This is a genomic window from Verrucomicrobiia bacterium (genome assembly GCA_035629175.1).
Lineage (GTDB): Bacteria > Verrucomicrobiota > Verrucomicrobiia > Limisphaerales > DASXHY01 > DASXHY01.
Genome location: DASPIL010000023.1, coordinates 1 through 20,457, shown reverse-complemented (window position 1 = coordinate 20,457; position 20,457 = coordinate 1). Strand labels below are relative to the sequence as shown.

General features: G+C 58.7%; 15 protein-coding genes. 9 read left to right on the top strand and 6 right to left on the bottom strand.

The annotated features are described in order from the left end of the window. The 5 genes from VEH04_03725 to VEH04_03705 all read left to right on the top strand — a co-directional run bounded on the left by VEH04_03725 (position 1) and on the right by VEH04_03705 (position 3,805). Positions 1-750, top strand: a complete 750-nt coding sequence (locus tag VEH04_03725; protein HYG21867.1) for a type III pantothenate kinase — start codon at positions 1-3, stop codon at positions 748-750. Between the two features lie 156 nt (positions 751-906). Then, positions 907-1,719, top strand: coding sequence for a tryptophan synthase subunit alpha (gene trpA / locus VEH04_03720; GenBank protein ID HYG21866.1), 813 nt, complete (start codon positions 907-909; stop codon positions 1,717-1,719). A gap of 45 nt (positions 1,720-1,764) precedes the next feature. Beyond that, on the top strand, positions 1,765-2,895 hold the full coding sequence (locus tag VEH04_03715) for a sugar phosphate nucleotidyltransferase (protein ID HYG21865.1): 1,131 nt from the start codon (positions 1,765-1,767) through the stop codon (positions 2,893-2,895). Between the two features lie 6 nt (positions 2,896-2,901). Beyond that, positions 2,902-3,390, top strand: a complete 489-nt coding sequence (gene rnhA / locus VEH04_03710) for a ribonuclease HI (GenBank protein HYG21864.1) — start codon at positions 2,902-2,904, stop codon at positions 3,388-3,390. Between the two features lie 106 nt (positions 3,391-3,496). Beyond that, positions 3,497-3,805 (top strand): PGPGW domain-containing protein, encoded by a 309-nt coding sequence (locus VEH04_03705; GenBank protein ID HYG21863.1) that lies wholly within the window; start codon positions 3,497-3,499, stop codon positions 3,803-3,805. 11 nt (positions 3,806-3,816) lie between these two features. On the opposite strand, the gene pheT is transcribed toward VEH04_03705, so the two are convergent. The 3 genes from pheT to VEH04_03690 are packed head-to-tail and all read right to left on the bottom strand — an operon-like array spanning position 3,817 to position 8,622. Continuing rightward, on the bottom strand, positions 3,817-6,246 hold the full coding sequence (gene pheT / locus VEH04_03700; GenBank protein HYG21862.1) for a phenylalanine--tRNA ligase subunit beta: 2,430 nt from the start codon (positions 6,244-6,246) through the stop codon (positions 3,817-3,819). A gap of 46 nt (positions 6,247-6,292) precedes the next feature. Continuing rightward, positions 6,293-7,300, bottom strand: coding sequence for a cytochrome d ubiquinol oxidase subunit II (locus VEH04_03695; protein ID HYG21861.1), 1,008 nt, complete (start codon positions 7,298-7,300; stop codon positions 6,293-6,295). After that, the gene (locus tag VEH04_03690) at positions 7,297-8,622 is read right to left on the bottom strand and encodes a cytochrome ubiquinol oxidase subunit I (protein HYG21860.1); all 1,326 of its coding nucleotides are present in this window, start codon (positions 8,620-8,622) and stop codon (positions 7,297-7,299) included. Before VEH04_03690 ends, VEH04_03695 begins: the two co-directional genes overlap by 4 nt. A gap of 436 nt (positions 8,623-9,058) precedes the next feature. On the opposite strand from VEH04_03690, the gene VEH04_03685 reads away from it, so the two are divergent. The 3 genes from VEH04_03685 to VEH04_03675 all read left to right on the top strand — a co-directional run bounded on the left by VEH04_03685 (position 9,059) and on the right by VEH04_03675 (position 17,885). Next, positions 9,059-11,233 carry a flotillin family protein gene (locus VEH04_03685; GenBank protein HYG21859.1) on the top strand — a complete coding sequence of 725 codons (2,175 nt, stop codon included), beginning with the start codon at positions 9,059-9,061 and terminating at the stop codon, positions 11,231-11,233. 238 nt (positions 11,234-11,471) lie between these two features. After that, on the top strand, positions 11,472-17,036 hold the full coding sequence (locus VEH04_03680) for a DNA repair ATPase (GenBank protein HYG21858.1): 5,565 nt from the start codon (positions 11,472-11,474) through the stop codon (positions 17,034-17,036). Between the two features lie 42 nt (positions 17,037-17,078). Further along, complete coding sequence (locus tag VEH04_03675; protein HYG21857.1) at positions 17,079-17,885, top strand: hypothetical protein; 807 nt, start codon at positions 17,079-17,081, stop codon at positions 17,883-17,885. A 10-nt stretch (positions 17,886-17,895) separates the two neighbouring features. Here the strand turns inward: VEH04_03675 and pheS are convergent, their stop codons facing one another. The 3 genes from pheS to rpmI form a co-directional block, all read right to left on the bottom strand. Next, a complete protein-coding gene (gene pheS / locus VEH04_03670) occupies positions 17,896-18,924 on the bottom strand; it encodes a phenylalanine--tRNA ligase subunit alpha (protein HYG21856.1) in 1,029 nt (342 codons plus the stop codon). 128 nt (positions 18,925-19,052) lie between these two features. Further along, positions 19,053-19,433, bottom strand: a complete 381-nt coding sequence (gene rplT / locus VEH04_03665; GenBank protein HYG21855.1) for a 50S ribosomal protein L20 — start codon at positions 19,431-19,433, stop codon at positions 19,053-19,055. A 33-nt stretch (positions 19,434-19,466) separates the two neighbouring features. Then, entirely contained in the window at positions 19,467-19,676 is a 210-nt protein-coding gene (gene rpmI / locus VEH04_03660) for a 50S ribosomal protein L35 (protein HYG21854.1), read from the bottom strand. 137 nt (positions 19,677-19,813) lie between these two features. Here rpmI and VEH04_03655 point away from each other — a divergent pair. Continuing rightward, a partial coding sequence (locus VEH04_03655; GenBank protein HYG21853.1) for a glycoside hydrolase family 5 protein occupies positions 19,814-20,457 on the top strand: 644 nt, incomplete at its 3' end.

Below are 20,457 nucleotides of genomic sequence, written 5' to 3'. Positions count from 1 at the left end.
ATGTTCATCCTCTTCGACATCGGGAATACAAACACCCACGTGGGCCTCGCAGACGGCAAGCGCATCGTCAAGCATCGGGACCTGGCAACCTCGGAACTCCGCAATGGCGGCGTGCGGGATGCCTTGCTGGATTTCGCAGGGCGCGGCCGCATCACAGGCGCGGCGCTGTGCAGCGTTGTGCCACGAGCCACGCCCCTGGTTCTCAAAGCGGTGTGGCAGTTGTGGAAGCTGGATGCGCTGGAATTGACACCTCGAACGCTGAAAGTCGTTGGCATTGACTATCCGCGGCCCAATAGCATTGGTCCCGACCGCCTCGCCAACGCCGCAGCGGCGTGCCATCACTTTGGTGCGCCAGTCGTGGTCGTCGATTTCGGAACCGCAGTGACGTTCGACGTGGTGAATCGCCGATGCGAATATGTGGGCGGCATCATCGCGCCGGGATTGGCGGCGATGACCGATTACCTGCACGAGAAGACGGCATTGCTGCCAAAGATCAAGATCCGCGAAATCTCAAGTTCGGTTGGGAAGAGCACGGAGCAGGCGATGTTAATTGGCGCGGTGCAGGGTTACCGCGGTCTGGTACGCGAGCTGATCGCGGGTTTGAAACGTGAACTCAACGTGCGGCGGCTTCCGGTCATTGCGACGGGCGGGTACGCGAAGTTGATCGCGGCAAAGCTTCCTGAAATTTCGGCAGTGGAACCGAACCTTACACTCGAAGGGCTGCGGCTCGTCCTGTCCAAACAGGCATAGCGCGGACTTTCAGATGTGCCGTATTGGGGTTTCGCTCCCTCCTGGGCGTTGGATCGCCTAGCAGACGAGACGTTGCGATACAGCAGGTTCGCAGACCTGCGCTGCGCGCACTCAGGGCTTGATCGCTGCATTTCGAAACCCGAAACTCGCGCCCACATGAACCGAATCGTTGAACGCTTCGCACGATTGAAGCGTGATGGCCAAAAGGGTTTCGTCGTTTACATCGGAGCCGGAGATCCGCACCTCGCCGCCACCCGTTCCCTCGCCCTCGCGTTCGACAAAGCCGGAGTGGATGTGCTTGAGCTCGGGATTCCGTTCAGCGATCCCCTCGCGGATGGCGTCGTCAACCAACTGGCCGCGCAACGCGGGCTTGAGGCAGGCACCACGCCCGCGAAGGTCCTTGAAACCGTCGCCGCGATCCGCCGGGATGCACAGCTGCCGATCGTCCTCTATATCTATTTCAATCTCATTCACAAGGTCGGGCTCGAACAATTCGTCAGGAATGCCGCAGAGGCAGGAGTGGACGGACTGCTGGTGCTGGACCTGCCGCCCGAGGAAAGCGTGAACTACGAGTCGGTGATGAAGGCAGCCGGGCTCTGCCAGATTTACCTGATTGCTCCCACAACTCCTGAAGACCGGATTGAACTGATCGCAAAACGCGCCGCCGGTTTTATTTACTACGTCTCGCGCGAAGGAGTCACCGGCATGCAGCAGAAAATCTCGGATACCATCGGAACAATGACAAACAGAATCCGGGCTCACACAACGCTTCCAATCGCCATCGGCTTCGGCGTGTCGACGCCTGAACAGGCGCGAACTGTGGCGATCCACGGTGACGCCGTGGTGGTCGGCAGCGCCATCGTCAACCAGATCGCCGAACAGGGGAAATCTCCCGACCTCGTTCAGCGCGTTTCGGCGTTTGTGCAGTCGTTGAGCGAGGCCATCAAGCAGGCCCATTTAAAGGTCTAGTTCCATCCAGAACGGTTCCAATCCACCACCCAGCAGTATTTGTAAATGAAATCAAAAGCCGATCCCAAAGACAGATTCGTCATCATCATGGCAGGCGGACGCGGGGAACGGTTCTGGCCTGTAAGCCGCGAGAAAACCCCGAAGCAACTGATCAAGCTGCTGGGCCGCCGATCCTTTCTCCAGGAGGCAGTTGACCGCGTTACGCCACTCGTTCCCCTCAAGAACGTCCTCATCATCACGAACGCCGCACAGGCGCCGGAAGTGCGGAGGCAGCTTCCGAAACTGCCGCGCGCGAACGTCATTGCAGAGCCGATCGGCCGCGACACGTGCGCGGCGGTGACGCTCGGCGCAGCAATTGTTGGCGCGCGCTCGACCACAGGCATCATGGCAGTGCTGCCCGCCGACCACGTCATTCCCGAGCCGAAAAAGTTTCAGCAGATCCTGTCCGACTCCTTTGACCTCGCGAGCCGCGGACGGGCCATCATTACCATCGGCATCAAACCGAACGAACCCGCGACGGGCTATGGTTACATACGGGTTGGCGAACCGTTGCCGCCGCCTGCCGGCGTGAAGTCTTACACGACCGTTTTCCATCGCGCGGAACAGTTTGTTGAGAAACCGAACTTCGAGAAAGCCACGGAGTATCTCGCGAGCGGACAATATCGCTGGAACGCTGGCATGTTTATTTGGTCGTTCGTCACGATCACAGAGGCGCTGCAGAAACATCAGCCCGAGATGTTCGAAGCCTGCCAGCGCTGGTTCAAGGCAGCGGCCCAGCCTGTGAAACTCGCAAGGGTCCTCGCCAGGGAATATCCCGTCATTCCGAAAATCTCCATCGACTATGCCCTGATGGAAAAGGCGCAGAACGTTGTCTGTGCGGACGGCGCGTTTGCCTGGGACGACCTGGGCGCATGGAACGCCCTGTCGCGCCATTTGAAGGTGGATCCCGAAGGCAATTGCGCGGTCGGTGAGTTCGTTCACGTGGATGCCGCGCGAAACATCATCTTCGATGCCCGCACGCGGCATCGGACCCCTATCGCCGTCGTGGGCCTGCGCGATTCGATTCTTGTGCAGACTGATGACGCGGTTCTGCTGGCACACAAGAGCCAGTCGCAAAAGATCAAGGAACTCGTGAAAAAGCTCGCGGAAAATCCCAGGCTGAGGCATCTCGTTTAGCCGGCAGTGAAGGAAGTCACCATCCACACGGACGGAGGATGCCATGGAAACCCGGGGCCGGGAGCGTGGGCCGCGGTGTTGCGCTATGGTTCCCACTGCCGCGAAATGTGTGGCGCCGAGATCGCAACCACGAACAACCGAATGGAACTGCGCGCAGCCATCGAGGGTCTGCGCGCCCTGAAGGAACCGTGTGCTGTCACGCTGTTCACCGATTCCGAATATCTTCGCAAGGGCATCACCCTCTGGATTCACGGCTGGCGGCGCAATGGCTGGCGCACGCAGGAGAGGAAGCCTGTAAAAAACGCGGACCTTTGGAAGGACCTCGACGCCGCCGCGTCACAACACCGCGTGAAATGGGAATGGCTGAAAGGCCATGCGGGCCATGCCGACAATGAACGTTGTGATGTGCTGGCGAATCAGCAGATCAAGGCATTGAAGAAAACACATTCCGAGGCAGAACTTCGAGCCGCGGCAGGACTGCTTCAAAACGCTTGATCCGCTGTCGGCGGGGCGGACAGATTCGAAACGTGTCCGTGCACCCATCCTCCCCCCCTGAGTTTCCCCTATTTCCAGATCACAGTTTACAGGCGAGTCTTGGAGCATGGGTCCCGCGCATGCACGGAGTGGTTCTGCGAAGTGGCGGCATATATTGCACCTGGACGCACTGTCGCCGTCGGTTCGCAAGACCATCATTGGAATTGTCGGGGGCGTCGTGCTCCTGGTTGGCCTCGCGTTGCTATTCCTGCCGGGTCCGGCATTCGTGGTGATTCCCCTCGGGCTCGCGATCCTTGCAAGCGAATTCGCCTGGGCCCGCCTTTATGTAAAAAAGGCGCGCAAATGGTTTGAACGTGGGCGGGACAAATACCGCCGGCACCGTGACGAACGCCGCAGCCGCCGTTCGAAAGCCTGAGCCGCGAATCGTTAAGATTCCCGAATCGCCGCCTGCAACGTTTGCTTCAATTGCGCCACGAGCTTTTCGTGCGCCGCGTTCACTTCAATGTCCGTCAGCGTTCGTTCCGAATTCCGATAGGTGAACGCGTAGGCCATGCTCTTTTGCCCGGCGGGAACATTCTTGCCGCGGAAGACATCGAACAAGTCCACCGACTCCAGGTTCGCCGGCCGCGTCTGCTTCACGACCTGCAGCACGGCTTCATGTGTCACGGTGTCCGCCACGAGCATGGCAACGTCGCGCCGGCTCGATGGGAATGAGGGCAGCGTCTTGAACGACTTCGCCGGATTTCGCCGTGCCAGCAGTTGGTCGAGGTTCAATTCCGCAAGGAACACGGGATCCCGCAAATCGTATTGCCGGGCGAGCGCCGGCAGCAATTGCCCCATTTCGCCAAGGGACAACTTCCCCAGCTGAATGGTGGCTGATTCAAGGAACAGATCCGTGCCCTCAGCCCGACGCGTGAACACAACACCACGCATGCCAAACTGCTCCAGAAATTCTTCAAGCACGCCTTTCAAGTCGTAAATGTCCATCTTTGCATCGCGATTCTCACCGCTCCAGAACAGCGGATTGCGCTGGCCAGTGAGCGCGAGCGCGATGCGGCGTTCCTCCTTGATTAAGCCATTGGCGGACCCAAAGACACGGCCTGCCTCGAACAAGCCAAGATCATGGCTCTTGCGGCTGACGTTATGCCGGAGTGCATGGACCATGCCGGTCAGGAGCGTGGGGCGCAGGACGTCCATGTCCGCACTCAAGGGATTGGCGAGGCCGACAATTCCAACCCCCGATGCAGCATTTTTAATTTCAGACTTCGGAACGAGTGTCTGCCCCTGCGCCTCGCTGAGCCCAAGACCGCAGAGCACTCGGCGCGCTTCGGCAAGCTGATCGTGGACGGAATCGAACGGGTTCTGGCCAATTGCGCCTCGGGGCGGCGTGGATGGAATTTTGTCGACCCCATGCAAGCGTGCGACTTCCTCGATCAGGTCCACTTCCCGCTTGATATCGACCCGAAAGCTGGGCACGCGAAAATGAACGCCAGCTTGTCCTTGACGTTGTTCCAGTCCAAGGGCGCGCAGATAATTCGCCTGCTGTTCGTCGCTGATGTTTGTTCCCAGCAATTCGTTTGTCCTGCGGAAGCGCAACGGGATCTCGCGAGCAATCGGAGGATTCGGATGAACATCCACGGCGTCCTTCGCGAGCTGCCCGCCCGCCGTCTGCAGAATCAATTGGGCCGCGCGCTGGCTCGCCCAGTCGCAGATCCCTGCATCGGCCCCGCGCTCGAAGCGATAACTCGAATCGCTGCGCAATCCCAATCGTTTGCTCGTGCGGCGGATGTTCGCGGGCTCGAAGTACGCGCTCTCGATCAGCACATCGACGGTCTGCTCATTGATCTCTGTGTTCCGGCCGCCCATGATTCCCGCCAGCGCAATGCCCTTCTGTTCATCGGCAACCAACAGCATGTCACTGCTGAGCGTGCGCTCCTGCCCGTCCAGGGTCGTGAATTTCTCGCCGTCGACCGCTCGGCGGACCACGATCGCCGGCTTGCCATCGGCGCCCTTCGCTATGAGGTGATAATCAAAAGCATGCAGCGGCTGGCCGATTTCGAGCATCACGAAGTTGGTGACATCCACCACGTTGCTGATGCTGCGAATCCCCACTTTTTCCAGAGCGTTCTTCAGCCAGTCCGGACTTTGCCCAACCTTGACGCCTCGGATGATTCGCGCTGTGTAACGCGGGCAGCGTTCGACGTCTTCGATACGAACAGCCACTTGATCTGCAGCGCGAACTTCGGATGGGGACAAAACAATTTCAGGCAAGCGCAGCGGATTGCCAGTGAGCGCAGCAATCTCGCGGGCAATTCCAATCACACTGTTCCAGTCGGGGCGATTGGGCGTGATTTCCAGGTCGTAAACAACATCGCTGCCGCTGCGCCCGAGGTATTCGGCGAAGGGCTGGCCGACCGTGGCATCCTCGCGGAGGATGAGCAAACCGTCCACGGCGTCTGGCAAGCCGAGCTCCTGCGGGGAACACATCATGCCGTGTGATTCAACTCCGCGGATCTTTCCCACTTTGATGGTGAATGGTTCCTTGTCGCCCGCCTTCATTGGCAGCGAAGCCCCGGGCAGAATCAGCGGGACCTTGTCACCCGCCTTGAAATTCTGCGCGCCGCAGACGATCTGGCGTTCGCCCTTGCCATCGTTGACCCGGCAGAGCGAAAGCTTGTCGGCATTCGGGTGCTTGTCGCGGCTGATCACCTCTGCAACGACGACTCCTTCGAACTCGGCGGCGATTTTGTGAACGCTTTCCACTTCAAGGCCGAGCATGGTCAGGCGTTCGGACAACTCGTCTGCCGTCCAGTCAAAATCCACGTATTGTTTGAGCCAATTCAGGGTGACTTTCATCGAAGGGGGGACGGTAAACGGCCGGCAAAGGGCAGTCAACCTGCTCCTAGTCCTCGCGTCGTTTAAAGACGCGGAACAAATACCACAGCGAGGGAAGCAGCAGCACTGCGCCCGCCGCGAGCGCAATCAGGAGGCTGCGGAGGATGTTATCAGGCGCGGCCGAGTTGGTGAACGTGAGGTTCGGCGCAACCAGGAATGGGAACTGGGAAAAGCCCCAACCCCAAATGATCAATGCCACCTGGCTGATCGCCAGCACGCGCGCCGCATGAAATTTCCTGAGCCACAGCGCGGCGAGTGTCATGACGGCCACCGCGCCGGTGAGCAACTGGAACGGCAATGCCCACCATGACTGCGCGAGGCCGGATCGCAGCATCGGGGCGCCATCACCCGCAAGCAGGAGCGAACCGAATGCCGTCACTGCCACCGCAATCCCAGACCACAATGCGCGCTGCCGGAAATCATCCTTCAACATTGGATCCTTCGCCTCCCATGCCAGGTAAACCGCCGCAAGAAACGCAAACAATGCCAGAACGAAAAAACCTATTGCGAATGGGAACGGAGCCATCCATTGCGAGAAAAAGTTGGTTTGCACGACGCCAGTTTCAACATCGACTCGAATTTGCCCCGATGCCACCGCGCCAACGCACACTCCAAGCATCAAAGGAGAAACAATGCTGCCAGCCGCGAACAAGCGGCTCCAGCGCCGCTGAACATCGTCCCTCTGCGTATCGTAACTGCGGAACACGAAGGCTGAACCTCGCAGGACAATCCCGATCAGCATCACGGTCAGCGGGATGTGCAAAGCGATGCTGATGGCGGAGAACGCCGCCGGGAATGCTACAAACAGGAGCACGATGACGAGAATGAGCCAGACATGATTGGCCTCCCAGATAGGTCCGATTGCGCTCGCGATTAAATCGCGCTGTTCGCGTGTTCTTGGGCCACGCGCGAGAAGATCCCACACCCCGCCGCCAAAATCCGCTCCGCCGCCCAGCGCGTAAAATGTGAGCGCGAACAACATGACGATTCCCACCAACTCAGCCTGCGTCATCATGGCTTGGTCCTTTCGGGCGGACGAAAAATGCGCGGGCTTTCAAACACCTGCCGTTTCAACAGGAACACGACGACGAATGCCAGGAAAATGTAGAGAATGGTGAACGAGATGAACGGCACGATCAGCCCTGGCATGGGCGTGACTGCGTCGGCAGTCCGCATGTAATTGTAAATGATCCAGGGCTGGCGTCCGACTTCCGTCACCGTCCACCCTGCCTCGATCGCAATGAATCCCAGCGGGCCGCAGAGCATGACAAACGTCAGAAACCAGCGTTGATCGCAAAGCTTTTTCTTCCGCCACGCAAGCCACGCGCCCGCCAGGCTTGCCGCCAGCAGCGTCATGCCGCAACCCACCATGATTTGAAACGCAACGTGAACGATGGCAACGGGCGGCCATTCGTCCCTGGGGAATTCGTTCAACCCTTTGATCTCGCCGTCGGGATCGTGATGAACCAGCAGGCTGAGGCCGGCAGGAATATCGATTGCATATCGCGTTGTCCCGGTTTTCTCATCCGGCCAGCCGCCAATGCGCAAAGGCGCGCGGCGTTCCGTTTCAAACTGCCCTTCCATTGCAGCCAGTTTGATGGGTTGATAGCGGAAAACCTGCCGCGCGAGGAAATCGCCGCTCAGCGGCTGCAATACGGAAGTGACTGCGCCGACGATGAACGCGATCACGAATGCGCGCCGATGAAACAGGTTCTCCCGATCGCGCCGCAACATGAATGCGTGAATGGCAGCGACTGCAAATCCAACCGCTGCATACGCCGCCAGCGTCATGTGAACGACCTGCTGCACCGCCGCGGGATTCAGCATTGCGGCGATGGGATCGATGTTCACGGGCTTGCCATTCACCAGTTCAAATCCGGCAGGCGTATTCATCCATGCATTCGCCGTGACAACAAAGACGCCTGACATCATGCCGCTGAACGCCACCATGACGCCTGAAAACCAATGTGCCCAGGGCGACACGCGCTTCCAGCCATACAGATAAATTCCGAGAAAGATCGCCTCGAGGAAAAACGCGAAACCCTCCAGCGAGAACGGCATCCCAATAATCGGACCCGCGTAACGCATGAACTCCGGCCAGAGCAACCCCAGTTCGAACGAAAGAACGGTTCCGGAAACCGCGCCCACCGCAAACAGGATCGCGGTCCCCTTGGCCCACTGCTTCGCAAGCGTGAGATAAACGTCATCACGCGTCCGCAGCCATTTCCACTCCGCCATCACCATCATCAGGGGCATGGCGATGCCGACCACGGCGAAGATGATGTGGAACGCGAGCGACATCGCCATTTGCGATCGGGCAGCAAGCAGGTCACTCATAAAATTTGCGATAACGAAGCATACTGCTTCGGGAATGTTCCGGCTGTGAGTTGCGAAGAAGATGGACACCATGGACCGAAACGTCCATGGGCCACTGTCAGAATTTCAGGATGCTTATGGCGAAAATGAGTTTCACGTGGCGCAGACTTCCAAGGTTGCTCCATTGCGGATTTCCTAGCCTGCTCGGCGCTGGCCATACCCGTCCGGGTTGGAAGCGCGGCGAGACGGTCCCGACTCGTCGGGAGAACCTGCATTGAGTTGGCGGATGCCGCCGATTTGAAGAGCCCCGCGCCTCACGACGTTGATCACGCCCCGTTCGAATCCGCTCGGGAAATTATATTCGCATCCAATCTTCCGCTCTGTTAACCATAAACCAGTTTTTGCAGCCCGGATCTGAACCAACTCAGGAGAAACTGTTGATAACCCGCTCATAGTTATGTTGCCCACAATCATCACAGTCGTCGTCATCGGTTTGCTGGTCGTTGTCACGATCGTCAGCATGCTTTTCGTCCGAAAAATCCAGCCGGGCCGCGCTGGCGTGAAGACGGGCATGGGCGGCCTGAAGGTGTCGTTCGACTGGATGGTCGCCTTCCCGCTCCTGCAGAACTACCACATTGTCGACATCTCCGTGAAGAAGCTGGAGATCGCCCGCAAAGGAAAGGACGGCCTGGTCTGCAAGGATAACATTCGTGCGGACATTACCGTGGCGTTCTACATCCGCGTCGATGCCACGGAGGAAAGCGTTCGCAAGGTGGCGCAGATGCTGACGCCCGAACGCGTGTCGGACATTGAGAAGCTGAGAGAACTGTTCGAGGCCAAATTCTCCGAGGCGCTCAAGACGGCCGGCAAGCAGATGGAATTTCACGAGCTGTTCACCGAGCGAATCAAGTTTCGCGACCAGATCCAGAACACTATTGGCAAGGACCTCGATGGCTTCCTCCTGCAGGACGTCGCCATCGATTACCTCGAACAGACGCCCCTGGACCAGCACGATCCAAACAACGTGCTTGATTCTGAAGGCATCAAGAAGATCACCGAGATCACACAACGCGAGCGGGTTGTTTCCAACGAGCATTCACAGCGCGCCGGAGTGCAGATTGAAAAGGAAAACGCCGATGCCGAGATCGCGCGGCGTGAACAGAAACGTCGCAACGAGGAAGACACGGCAAAGCAAACCCGCGCCATCACAGAGATCAAGGCCAACGAAGAAGCCGAGGCGCGCAAGGTGATCGAAGCGCGGCGGATGGAAGTGGAAGCCAAGCGCCTGGAGACCGAGGAGTCGATTCGCCTGCGCACAGAGGACATGAACCGCGCCGTTCAGGAACGCGAGTTCACGGTGCGAAAGGAAAAACAACGGCTGGAACAGGAGGCGCAACAGGAGGGCGAGGAAGCCCGTGTCCGCCGCGAGCGCACGGTCGCTCTCGCTGACCTGGACAAGAGCGCGAGAGTCGCCGAAGCCGGGGTGGAAGTGGAACGCAAACGCGCCATTGTCGTGGCCGAACAGAAAGCTGTCGTTCAACAGGAAGAGGAGAAGCTGAATATCGAAGCGCGCATGACTGCCGAGCGCGTCCGCGAGGTCACGCTGATCGAGGCGGAGATGAACGCCAAGAAGGAACAGGTCGTGAAGGTGGTGGCCTCAGAAGCGCAGCGTGACGCGGAACGCAACATGGCCGATGCACAAAAGATCAAGACTGTCGTGGCGGCAGAAGCTGCGAAGGAAGCGGCTGTGCGGGATGCCGAACGCATCCAGACTCTTGCCGAGGCGGAAGCGAAGGCCTCTGAACGCAAGCGTCACGCAATGGAACAGGAAGCCGAAGGATTGGCCGCGCAGGAAGCCGCACACGGGCTTGCGGAAGCCAAGGTCATCATGGCCAAGGCCGAAGCCAAAAAGATCGAGGCCGGTGGCGTGCGCGAACTGGGACTTGCCGAGGCCGAGATCATCAAGGCCAAGGGGCATTCCCATGCAGACATAACACAGCAGCAGGCCGAGGCCGAAGCCGAAGGGGTGAAGGAAAAGGAACTCGCCGCCGCTGCGGGCATTGAGGCCCGCGCGCTCGCCGAGGCAAAAGGCATCGAGCAAAAGGCCAACGCCATGAAACTCCTGCAGGCCGCCAGCCAGCAACACGAGGAATTCCGGCTTCGACTCGCCAAGGAGCGGGATGTCGAACTCGCCGCAATCCACGTGCAAAGGGATATTGCGCAGTCACATTCGCACCTTGTGGGCGAAGCGCTCAAGAGCGCGCACATCGACATCGTTGGCGGCGAGAATGACTTCTTCGAAAAGGTTGTGCGCTCAGTCAGCAACGGCAAGGCCGTCGACCGCCTGGTACACAACAGTGCGACGCTGACCGATATCAAGGAAACCTTCTTCAATGGCGACCCGGAACATTTCCGAACGAAGCTTCGGAAGCTTGTGAATGAGTTTGGCATTAGCAGCGAGGATTTGAAAAACCTCACTGTTGCCGCCTTGATCACAAAGCTGATGGCTTCCACAAAGGACAGTTCCCTGCAGTCGCTGTTGAAATCGGCGAAGGCGATGGCTGACCAGAGTGGGATCGCGGAAACCCTTGCGTCCATCGCTTTGGCTGACAAGGCGGGAGCCCGCGGGTGACATGCAGCTCTGACAATGTTGTCACGCGGACTCATCCGGCGGCGTAGCGCAGACCTCCCAGTCCGCTGTATCGCCCGACCTCCGAAGCAGCTACTGCGGAGGGTGGACAGGTTTCCAACCTGCGCGCCAAGTTCACGCGAACGCAGATGTGAAAATCTGCGATACGGCAGGTTGGGAAACCGGCGCACCGTTGCGAAGGCGCGGACTTTGAAGCATGGCTGAAGTTTCCGACAATTTAATGAAGCCGAACGACCCCGGGGCCCCAGCTCCGGGGGCGCCGGCCGTTCCCGACGGATCATCCACTGTCCAGGCGCTCGGCAGCGCGACGTACGAGATCATTCGCAACCGCCTGCAGGCGCAGGGCGCCAAACTGCGTGATCGCATGGCGCAGCTCGACAGCCGGCGCAGGGAAGTTTTCGGTTCCATTGAATTCAAGCTGCTGCAGGCCGATCGCATCGTCACCGCGCACAACTGCGTCCCGCGCGACATGGTGCAACTCGGCGAAAACCAGTTCCTGTTCGGCTTCAACGTCCAGTTTGGCTTGAAGAAGGAAATGGAATTGAGCGATGTGTTCGCGATCTACAGCCGCGACGAACAGTCGGGCTCGTTCAAGGAAGCAAGCATGGACCTGCTCATGGACAAGCAGTTCCTTGGGGACTTCAAGCGCCTTTACAATGTTTACGAGAAGGCCGCGTTTCGAAAGTTCGCCCTGATCGAGGGGAAGCTTTACATGAAGTTTGCCACAGGCGCGGGAATCAATGACTTCGCCGTGTTCAAGTGGGCCTACAACGATGGCAACCTGAAATTCGTCGACGGCCGGGCCGAATCCGAATACCGCCGCATCGCCTATCCTTCCCCTCACCAATTCAAATGGCAAACTCCCGACCGCGAGTCGTATCGATACGGCGATCATCCCCACGTGTCGATTGAAGACCGCGTCTTTGTCGAAAGCGTGGGCGGCGATCTCACGATCAAGGTCGAGGACAACACCGCAACGGGCGAAGGCGTGTATGCCGAACCTGTTGATGACAAGTACCAGAAGGTCGATGACGCGGAGATCGCGTATGGCATTGTTGGGCACCTGATACTGTTAAAGGTGCGGCCGTACAAGGAATCGCAGGCGCGATACTTCATCTTCAACGAAAAGCAGCAGACCGCTGTGCGCGTCGATTCGGTCGGCGAATCCTGCGTGTTCCTGCCCGAGTCGCACGGGTTGATCTTTCCCGACGGTTACTATCTCGCGACGGGCGAGCTGAAGCGTTTCGAGGCGAGGGTCGATGGCATGGTCATGGAGCGCGTCATCCACGCACCCAACGGCGAGGATGTCCTATACGTGTTTTACAATCGGATCAGCGGCGAATACGTGCTAATGCCCTACCGCTTGATCGCTCAAAAGGTGGAGGAGCGGATCAGCTGCAACGGCTTTTCGATTTTTCCGAATGGCCAGCTGCTGCTCTTCCGCGCGGAATTGGAACCGCAGAAACATCATTCGATCCAGCTGCGACAGACCCCTTTTCATCAGCCCGGCTATGAGCCGGCCGGACGGAAGGACGCCTATCTCTACCAGGTTGGAAACAAGGAGGTCGTTCGTGCGCTGGCAGAATGCAATGAAGTGCTGACGCTGGTTCGCAAGGAGAATCCCTACGCAGAACTCTACACGGACCTCGTCAAGCGCTGCAGCGCCATCCTGGATTCGTATCCGTGGCTCGCGCACCCCGATGCGTTTCAGATTGATGATGCGCTGCGCCAGGTGGGCGAAGCTGCCGACAAGGCTGTCGACGAATTCGACAAGGTTCAACGCCTTCAGCGCGAAGCCGTGCAACGCGTTGATGACGTCAGCAAGCGCAGCCGCGAGCTTTTCAACACCATTCGCAGGACGAGCTTCAACACGCTGAACGATTTCGTGGTGAACCTCACCGCACTCCGGCACATGCGGGGCGAGCTGATCACGTTGAAGGAGGTTCGCTACGTCGATCTCGCGGCGCTGGATGCCATCGAGGCAAAGGTGGCCGGGCAGGCCGGCGAACTTTCCACGGCCACCGTGCAGTTCCTGCTGAAGCCCGAATCCCTGGACTCGTATCGCAAGCAGGCCGACACGCAGGTTGCTGCGGTCGAACAGATTTCAAAAGTCGCCGAAGGCAAGGCGATCGAAAAGGCGGTCAACACAGCCGGCGGCGAGCTCGAGATGTTGATTGAAGTCGTCAACAGCCTGAACATTGCCGACGCGACGGAGACAACCCGCATCATCGATGGGATCACGGCAGTCTACTCGACCCTGAACCAGGTGAAGGCAGCGTTGAAGAAGCGCCTGCAGGAACTGGTCGCCCGGGAAGGCGCGGCGCAGTTCAACGCCCAGATCAAGCTGCTCAGCCAGGCCGCCGCAAGCTATCTCGATCTCTGCGACTCGCCTGCGAAGTGCGAGGAATATCTGAACCGCCTCACCGTTCAAATCGAGGAACTGGAAGGCGCGTTCGCCGATTTTGAGGAATACACGGTTCAGCTATCTGAACGGCGCACCGAACTCTACGAAGCGTTTGAGCAAAGAAAGCTCGCTCTCGTGGAACAGCGACATCGGCGCGCAAATGCGCTGATGACCGCAGCGGAGCGGATCCTGAAGGTCATCCAAAACCGCCTCAGTGGTTTCAAATCGGTCGAGGATATCAACACCTACATGGCGTCAGACCTGATGATCGCCAAGGTGCGCGAGACAATCGATCAACTGATGGCGACGGGGGATTCGGTGAAGGCGGACGACCTGCAGGGGCGCCTGAAAAGCGTGCAGCAGGAAGCGGTTCGCCAGCTGAAGGATCGGCAGGATCTGTTTGCGGGCGGAGAGGGAGTGATTCAGCTGGGCAAGCATCGCTTCAACATCAACACGCAGCCGCTCGACCTCACTGTGGTTCAGCGCGACGGCACGCAGTTCATTCATCTCACGGGCACCCGATACTTCGATCCGATTCAAAGCCCGGACCTGCTCGCCACGCGCGACGTGTGGAACCAGGAGGTTGTTTCTGAAAACGCGCAGGTTTATCGCGGCGAATATCTCGCGTGGCAGCTTCTGCAATCCCTTGCCGCGGGCACGCTCAACGGCACTCCCGCGCGCGCGCAAAACGGTGGCCAGGTTGCCGTTACTGAAGATGCTGAGGCGAGCAGCGCCCAGGCGGCCAATGGGCGCCCAGGTTCCTCCGTGTCACTCGAGGAGGTTGCGTCGTGGTCCGATGACGAGCGCCTGGCTTTTGTGCAGCAGTTTGTAAGCGCCCGTTATCAGGAGGGATACACGAAGGGGGTGCACGACCTGGACGGCGCAAAAATATTCTCCGCCCTCCTTGGATCACATCTGGCTTTGCAACTCGCCCGCTTCGATCCAACCGCGCGGGCATGCGCCGTTGTTTACTGGCATCGCTTCTGCCCCGAACCAGCTCGCACGCTGTGGCGCGCCCGGCTGCGGGCTTTTGGCGAACGCAACAAGTTGTTTCCTGGCGATCCCATCCAGGGCAATTACATCGCAGCCCTTCAAAACCTGATCAGGGCCTTCGTAAAACAGAATGCCCTGTATCCGGAGAATGTTGTGCACCCAGCGGGCGAATACCTCTTTCACGAGCTGATCAGTGGCGATGCATTTGCCGTAACGCAGGAGGCGCACCAGCTTTCCATCGACTTCCATCAATACCTGATCGCCAAATCGAGCGAGGAGATTTTCGACGCGGCCGTCACCGAACTGGCGGATCATCCGGAAAGCTCGCTGGAATTGACGCGGGATTGGGTCCGCGGATTCCTGTTGAACGCAACGGCGGCTTCCGCAGGGCGGATGCAATACGTCGAGGAGATCGCGGCGATCGTGTTTTGCGGAGACGCGCTCGAACAGAGCGTGGTCGAGGCAAGTTCGGTCCGTGAACTGGATGGGATGAAGGGCAATCACGCCGTGATTCACGGCAGCCGCTATCGCTTCGATTACCTGCAATTCACGGAACGTTTGCAAAAGTTCGAGAGCGAGGTGGTTCCAAAGTTCGAGCGATTCCGTGAACTCAAACAGCAGTTCGTGGAACAGGAACGGCGCAAGCTTCGGCTCGATGAATTCAAGCCCCGCGTGCTCACATCGTTCGTGCGAAATCAGTTGATCGATCGCATCTACCTTCCTCTCGTCGGCGACAACCTCGCAAAACAGATCGGCGCGGCGGGCGATCAGAAGCGCACGGACCTCATGGGTTTGCTGCTTGTCATTTCACCCCCCGGCTACGGCAAGACAACGCTCATGGAGTACGTTGCCAATCGCCTGGGGATCGTGTTCGTCAAAATCAATGGCCCCGCCCTGGGGCACGCGGTGACGTCGCTGGATCCCGAGGAGGCGCCGAACGCCGCAGCCCGCGAGGAAATTCAAAAGCTGAATCTCGCGCTCGAAATGGGTGACAACACGATGATCTGCGTGGATGACATCCAGCATTGCAATCCCGAGTTCCTGCAAAAATTCATTTCGCTTTGCGACGCGCAAAGAAAGATCGAAGGCGTCTGGCGCGGGCAGCCGCGAACCTACGACCTGCGCGGACGCAAGGTGATCGTTGTCATGGCGGGCAATCCCTACACGGAGAGCGGACAGAAATTCAAAATCCCCGACATGCTGGCCAACCGCGCCGACACCTACAACCTGGGCGACATCATTGGCGGCAGTGCAGAATGGTTCAAGGCGAGCTACATCGAGAACGCCGTCACATCGAACGCTGTGCTCGCGCCACTCGCGAACAAGAGCCACAAGGATATTCGATCCTTCATCCGCATGGCGGAATCCGGCGAGCGCGAAGCGGAAGGATTTGAAGGCAGCTATTCACCGCAGGAAGTGGAGGAGATTCTTTCCGTGATGAAGAAACTCGTGGCCATCCGCGAAGTCATCCTGCGCGTGAACCAGGAATATATTCATTCCGCAGCGCAGGTTGACGAGTATCGTGTCGAGCCTCCCTTCCGCCTGCAGGGTTCCTACCGCAACATGAATCGCCTTGCGGAAAAGGTGGTTCCGATCATGAACGACGCGGAAGTGCGCGGCATCATCCTGGATCATTATCGCAACGAATCGCAGACGCTCACCACGGGAGCCGAGGCCAACCTGCTCAAGTTCAAGGAAATGATCGGCGCGATCACCGATGAAGAGCAGGCGCGGTGGGAAGACATCAAGAAGACGTTCAAACGCAATCAACTCGTCCGCGGCGGAGATCAGAACGATCCGGTGAGCCGTGTCGTGGGACAGCTTTCCGGCTTTCAGGCAGGCCTGGAATCCATTCAAAGCACGCTGGAAAAACAACTCTCGAAGCCAGCTTTGCCGCCCGTGCTTGACCTGGCGCCAATAGGCAAAACGCTGGAAACGTTAAGAACGACCCTCGAACACGGATTATCGCGGCCTCCCGCGGCGGAAGCGCCAAAAGCCGCGCCCGACGGAGCAAACCTTGCGTCGCAGTTCTCGGAAAGCCTCCACGCTTTGCGCGAGGACCTCACACGGGCGATCACTGCCGTTCATTCAGGGTCGATGTCCGACAAGGTCAACAGCCTGTCGCACGAGTTGGAGATGATTCACAGCACGCTCGGCACGTTGAAGGATCTCGCCGAGCAGCAGCGCAATCATCTCCGCGAAGCGCAGGAACTCCTGGCGACGCGGGCCCGGCAGGGAACGGTGGAAATTGACCTGACGCAGGAGATGCTGACGAACGAGCGCGCGTTTTTGGAAAAGTTCCAGCAAGTCATCTCGCAATCGCAGGACGACACACCCGCGCCCCAGCCCGGTCCCCTGCCCGCTCCCGATCAAGAGAGGCGAGAATGAAAACCTGACGGTGCAACCCACAACGAACAATTTAAAAAGCCAATGAAACGCTTCGTCACAAAAGTTCAGAATCTCAGCCAGAAGGCTGCTGACATTCAGAAGGCCATCCAAAGTGTTCCGCCAAAAATTTCCGAGATTCGCGAGACTGTCGCCGTGACCGCAGGCCAGTTGCAGCAACTGCGCAGCAGCATTCAGTCGAGCGTTACGGATCTGCGGATGGATAATCCCGATCACATCCTGGAAGCGCTCCAGGAGATCCACGACGCGGCGGGCACGTTCGCCGAAGCCGGATACGACCTCCGCGGTGTGGACATGGAACTGAGCCCCGTGCAGCGGCTGGTAGTGCACCTGGACAAATACGAGGACGTCCCCCATCCCGCCATCCGAGCGCTTGTCACCGCGCATCAAGCCCGCAAGACAATCCACGCGTTGCTCTCATCACTGCTGCAGGCGGAGGCTGTCGCGGACCGCGTCGCGCTGAGCGAACTCACATATCGCACGCTTGTGGTGCATGTCGGGCCCATACCGTCGGTGCGTCTTTCCTGGCGAACAGAGGAGGAAGAACCGGCGGCACTTTCATCCCAGGCGGCGAGCGTCACTTCCCCCGCCCCCATCCAAGCCGACATGCCGGCAAAATCGGCGTTCAGCCAAAGCTCATATTTCGAATCGCGGAGCATCCCCTCGCAAACAATCGTTCCCGCACTTCCGCCAGCGATCAGTGGAGTTGCCGCCGCCTCCTCGCCTGCTCCACCGGTGCCTTCGGTCGAATCTGCTCCAGCCGTCGACTGGAAACAGGAAGCATTGGATCGATTGAAGAAAAATCCGCACCAATCGAAATATTCGCGCTGAGCTTTCCGGCTTAGAACTGCCTTAGGAATCGCAGGTCGTTTTCGTAGAAAAGGCGGATGTCGTTGATTCCATACCGAATCATTGCGATGCGTTCGATGCCGAAGCCGAAAGCCCAGCCTGTCCAGACTTCGGGATCGTAGCCGACATTTTCAAAAACCTTGGGATGCACCATGCCGCAGCCCGCGATTTCCAGCCAATCCTTGCCCATCTTCTTGACGAGCGCGCTCGTGAAATCGATTTCGAAGCTCGGTTCGGTGTAACTGAAGTAGTGTGGGCGGAAGCGGATCTTCACGTCGCTGCCCATCAATTCGCGGAACACAAACTCGACAGTGCCCTTCAGATCCGCCGCCGTCACCCCTTTGTCGACATACAACCCTTCCACCTGCTGGAAGGTCGGATTGTGCGTGGCATCCGCATTGTCGCGCCGGTAAACCCGTCCCGGCACAATGATGCGCACGGGTGGCGGCTGGGATTTCATCACGCGAATCTGGACCGACGACGTATGCGTGCGCAGGAGCATCGGCTTGGCACCGGGATTTTCGGAACTCGGATTTCCGCCCAGATAAAACGTGTCCTGCGTGTCGCGAGCGGGGTGGTCTGCGGGAGTGTTGAGTGCGTCGAAGCAATGATACTCGTCCTCGATCTCAGGGCCGTCAGCGACCACGAACCCAATCTTGCGAAAGCTGCGGACAATGTCTTCGGTGACCTGCGTGAGCGGGTGCAACTTGCCGAGAACGCGACGGCGTCCTGGGAGCGTAAAGTCAGTGGGTTCCTTGGGCAGGGCGGCCTTCATTTCGAGCTCGCTTCGGCGTTGCGCCAGCGCTGCTTCGAGTTCGGCTTTTGCGGCGTTGATCAATTTTCCTGCGGCGGGCTTTTCCTCCTTGGGAAGCGTACCGAGTTGCTTCATCAGGCCTGTCAGTTTCCCATTGGCACCCATCCAGGCCCCCTTGGTTTGCTCCAGGGCGGCGAGGTCTGATGCCCCGCTCAACTCAGCCAGGGCAGCTTGTTTCAACGGCTCAATTTCATTCAGGAACGACATACGAGCGGCAGATTTAATCCGCATCGGCTGCAAAAGTCACAGAAAATTCCAAACTCCTTTCGGTTCGCGACAACAAAACAGGCGACCCGCATTGCGGATCGCCCGTGGCGAAAACAGAAGTGATCGGTTTATGCCGCCTTGGCGGTCGCCGCCTTCGTCTTGAGCGCACCCTGCGCCAGCTTGACGATTTCGTTGAACGTCGCGACGTCCTGCGCGGCGATGTCGGCGAGGACCTTGCGGTCCAGTTCACACTTGGCGGCTTTCAGTCCTTCGATCAGGCGGCTGTAGGTGATTCCGGCCTCGCGTGCGGCGGCATTGATGCGGATCTGCCAGAGATAGCGGAACGTGCGCTTCTTCGTGCGGCGATCGCGGTAGGCATATTGGCGCCCGTGATCAACGGCGTCGGAAGCGTAACGGTAGAGTTTGGAACGACGCAACCGGAAGCCTTTGGCGGCCCGGATCATTCTGGTGCGGCGTTTGCGGGAAGCTGGAGCGTTTGTTACTCGCATAACGAAATCAGGTGCAGGGTCTCAGTCGAAAAATCAGCGTGTGAACGGAAGGTTCTGCTTGATGCGATACTCGTCGGTGGAGTGAACCGTGGTGGTCCCCCGAAGATTGCGGCGGCGCTTCGGGCTCTTGCCCTGTGCCAAATGGCGGCGGCCTGCGCTGGAGCGCATGACCTTGCCGCTTGCGGTGATCTTGAACCGCTTGGCCGCGGATTTCTTCGTCTTAATGCCTTTGGGACGTCGCATAAAAAATCAATCAACTTTCTTTCAAAAAGAGCGCGCAATATAAGTACCGGCCTCCGGCCACGCAAGCCATTATTTTGACGGCTCAGGTCATCGCAATGCGAATTGAAGTAGGCAACCCCAGGACCGATAGTTCCCCAGTGAAACCGTTTCCTTCGTTTTTCCTCGCGCTCTGGTTTGCTTCCGCGCTGCCCTCACCGGGGGCGGACCTGCCCTTTCAGTCGCAAAACCCGCCTGCGATGCAACCTATCGCGAGTCGCGATACCCCTGCCTACCGTGCGGCCAGGAAGTTCCTGCGCGGTGTGAACCTCGGCGATTACCTGGAAGCCGGCCCCGACTGGGCGATTCGCGTAAGCGCCGAGGATATCCGGCAAATCAAAGCGCAGGGTTTCGATCACATCCGCGTGCCTGTGGGATGGCACCGCTATTCCAGCCCTGCGCCCGAATTTCAACTCTCTCGGGAAATCTTTGGCAAAGTGGACTTTGTGGTGACGAATGCGCTGGCCCATGGCTTGGCGGTCTTGATCAACATTCATCACTTCCGCGAATTTGATGCCGATCCTGCCGGTTCTGCCGACCAACTCGTGGCCATCTGGAGGCAGGTAGCGGAACATTACAAAGACAGTCCCGAGACTCTTGCATTCGAGGTGCTGAACGAACCGCACGACAAGGCGACGACGGCGGTGATGAATGACATTTATCCTCGCGTCATCAGCGAAATCCGGAAGTCGAACCCGTCCCGCACGCTTTTTGTGGAACCGGGCAACTGGGGAAACATTCCAGA

What these genes read in the sequence shown, in the direction of transcription:
- trpA (HYG21866.1), top strand. Translation starts at nt 907, where the DNA reads ATGAACCGAATCGTTGAACGCTTCGCACGATTGAAGCGTGATGGCCAA.
- pheS (HYG21856.1), bottom strand. Translation starts at nt 18,924, where the DNA reads ATGTCGTTCCTGAATGAAATTGAGCCGTTGAAACAAGCTGCCCTGGCT.
- VEH04_03705 (HYG21863.1), top strand. Translation starts at nt 3,497, where the DNA reads ATGGGTCCCGCGCATGCACGGAGTGGTTCTGCGAAGTGGCGGCATATA.
- VEH04_03725 (HYG21867.1), top strand. Translation starts at nt 1, where the DNA reads ATGTTCATCCTCTTCGACATCGGGAATACAAACACCCACGTGGGCCTC.
- VEH04_03675 (HYG21857.1), top strand. Translation starts at nt 17,079, where the DNA reads ATGAAACGCTTCGTCACAAAAGTTCAGAATCTCAGCCAGAAGGCTGCT.
- pheT (HYG21862.1), bottom strand. Translation starts at nt 6,246, where the DNA reads ATGAAAGTCACCCTGAATTGGCTCAAACAATACGTGGATTTTGACTGG.
- rplT (HYG21855.1), bottom strand. Translation starts at nt 19,433, where the DNA reads ATGCGAGTAACAAACGCTCCAGCTTCCCGCAAACGCCGCACCAGAATG.
- VEH04_03695 (HYG21861.1), bottom strand. Translation starts at nt 7,300, where the DNA reads ATGATGACGCAGGCTGAGTTGGTGGGAATCGTCATGTTGTTCGCGCTC.
- VEH04_03690 (HYG21860.1), bottom strand. Translation starts at nt 8,622, where the DNA reads ATGAGTGACCTGCTTGCTGCCCGATCGCAAATGGCGATGTCGCTCGCG.
- VEH04_03680 (HYG21858.1), top strand. Translation starts at nt 11,472, where the DNA reads ATGAAGCCGAACGACCCCGGGGCCCCAGCTCCGGGGGCGCCGGCCGTT.
- VEH04_03685 (HYG21859.1), top strand. Translation starts at nt 9,059, where the DNA reads ATGTTGCCCACAATCATCACAGTCGTCGTCATCGGTTTGCTGGTCGTT.
- rpmI (HYG21854.1), bottom strand. Translation starts at nt 19,676, where the DNA reads ATGCGACGTCCCAAAGGCATTAAGACGAAGAAATCCGCGGCCAAGCGG.
- VEH04_03715 (HYG21865.1), top strand. Translation starts at nt 1,765, where the DNA reads ATGAAATCAAAAGCCGATCCCAAAGACAGATTCGTCATCATCATGGCA.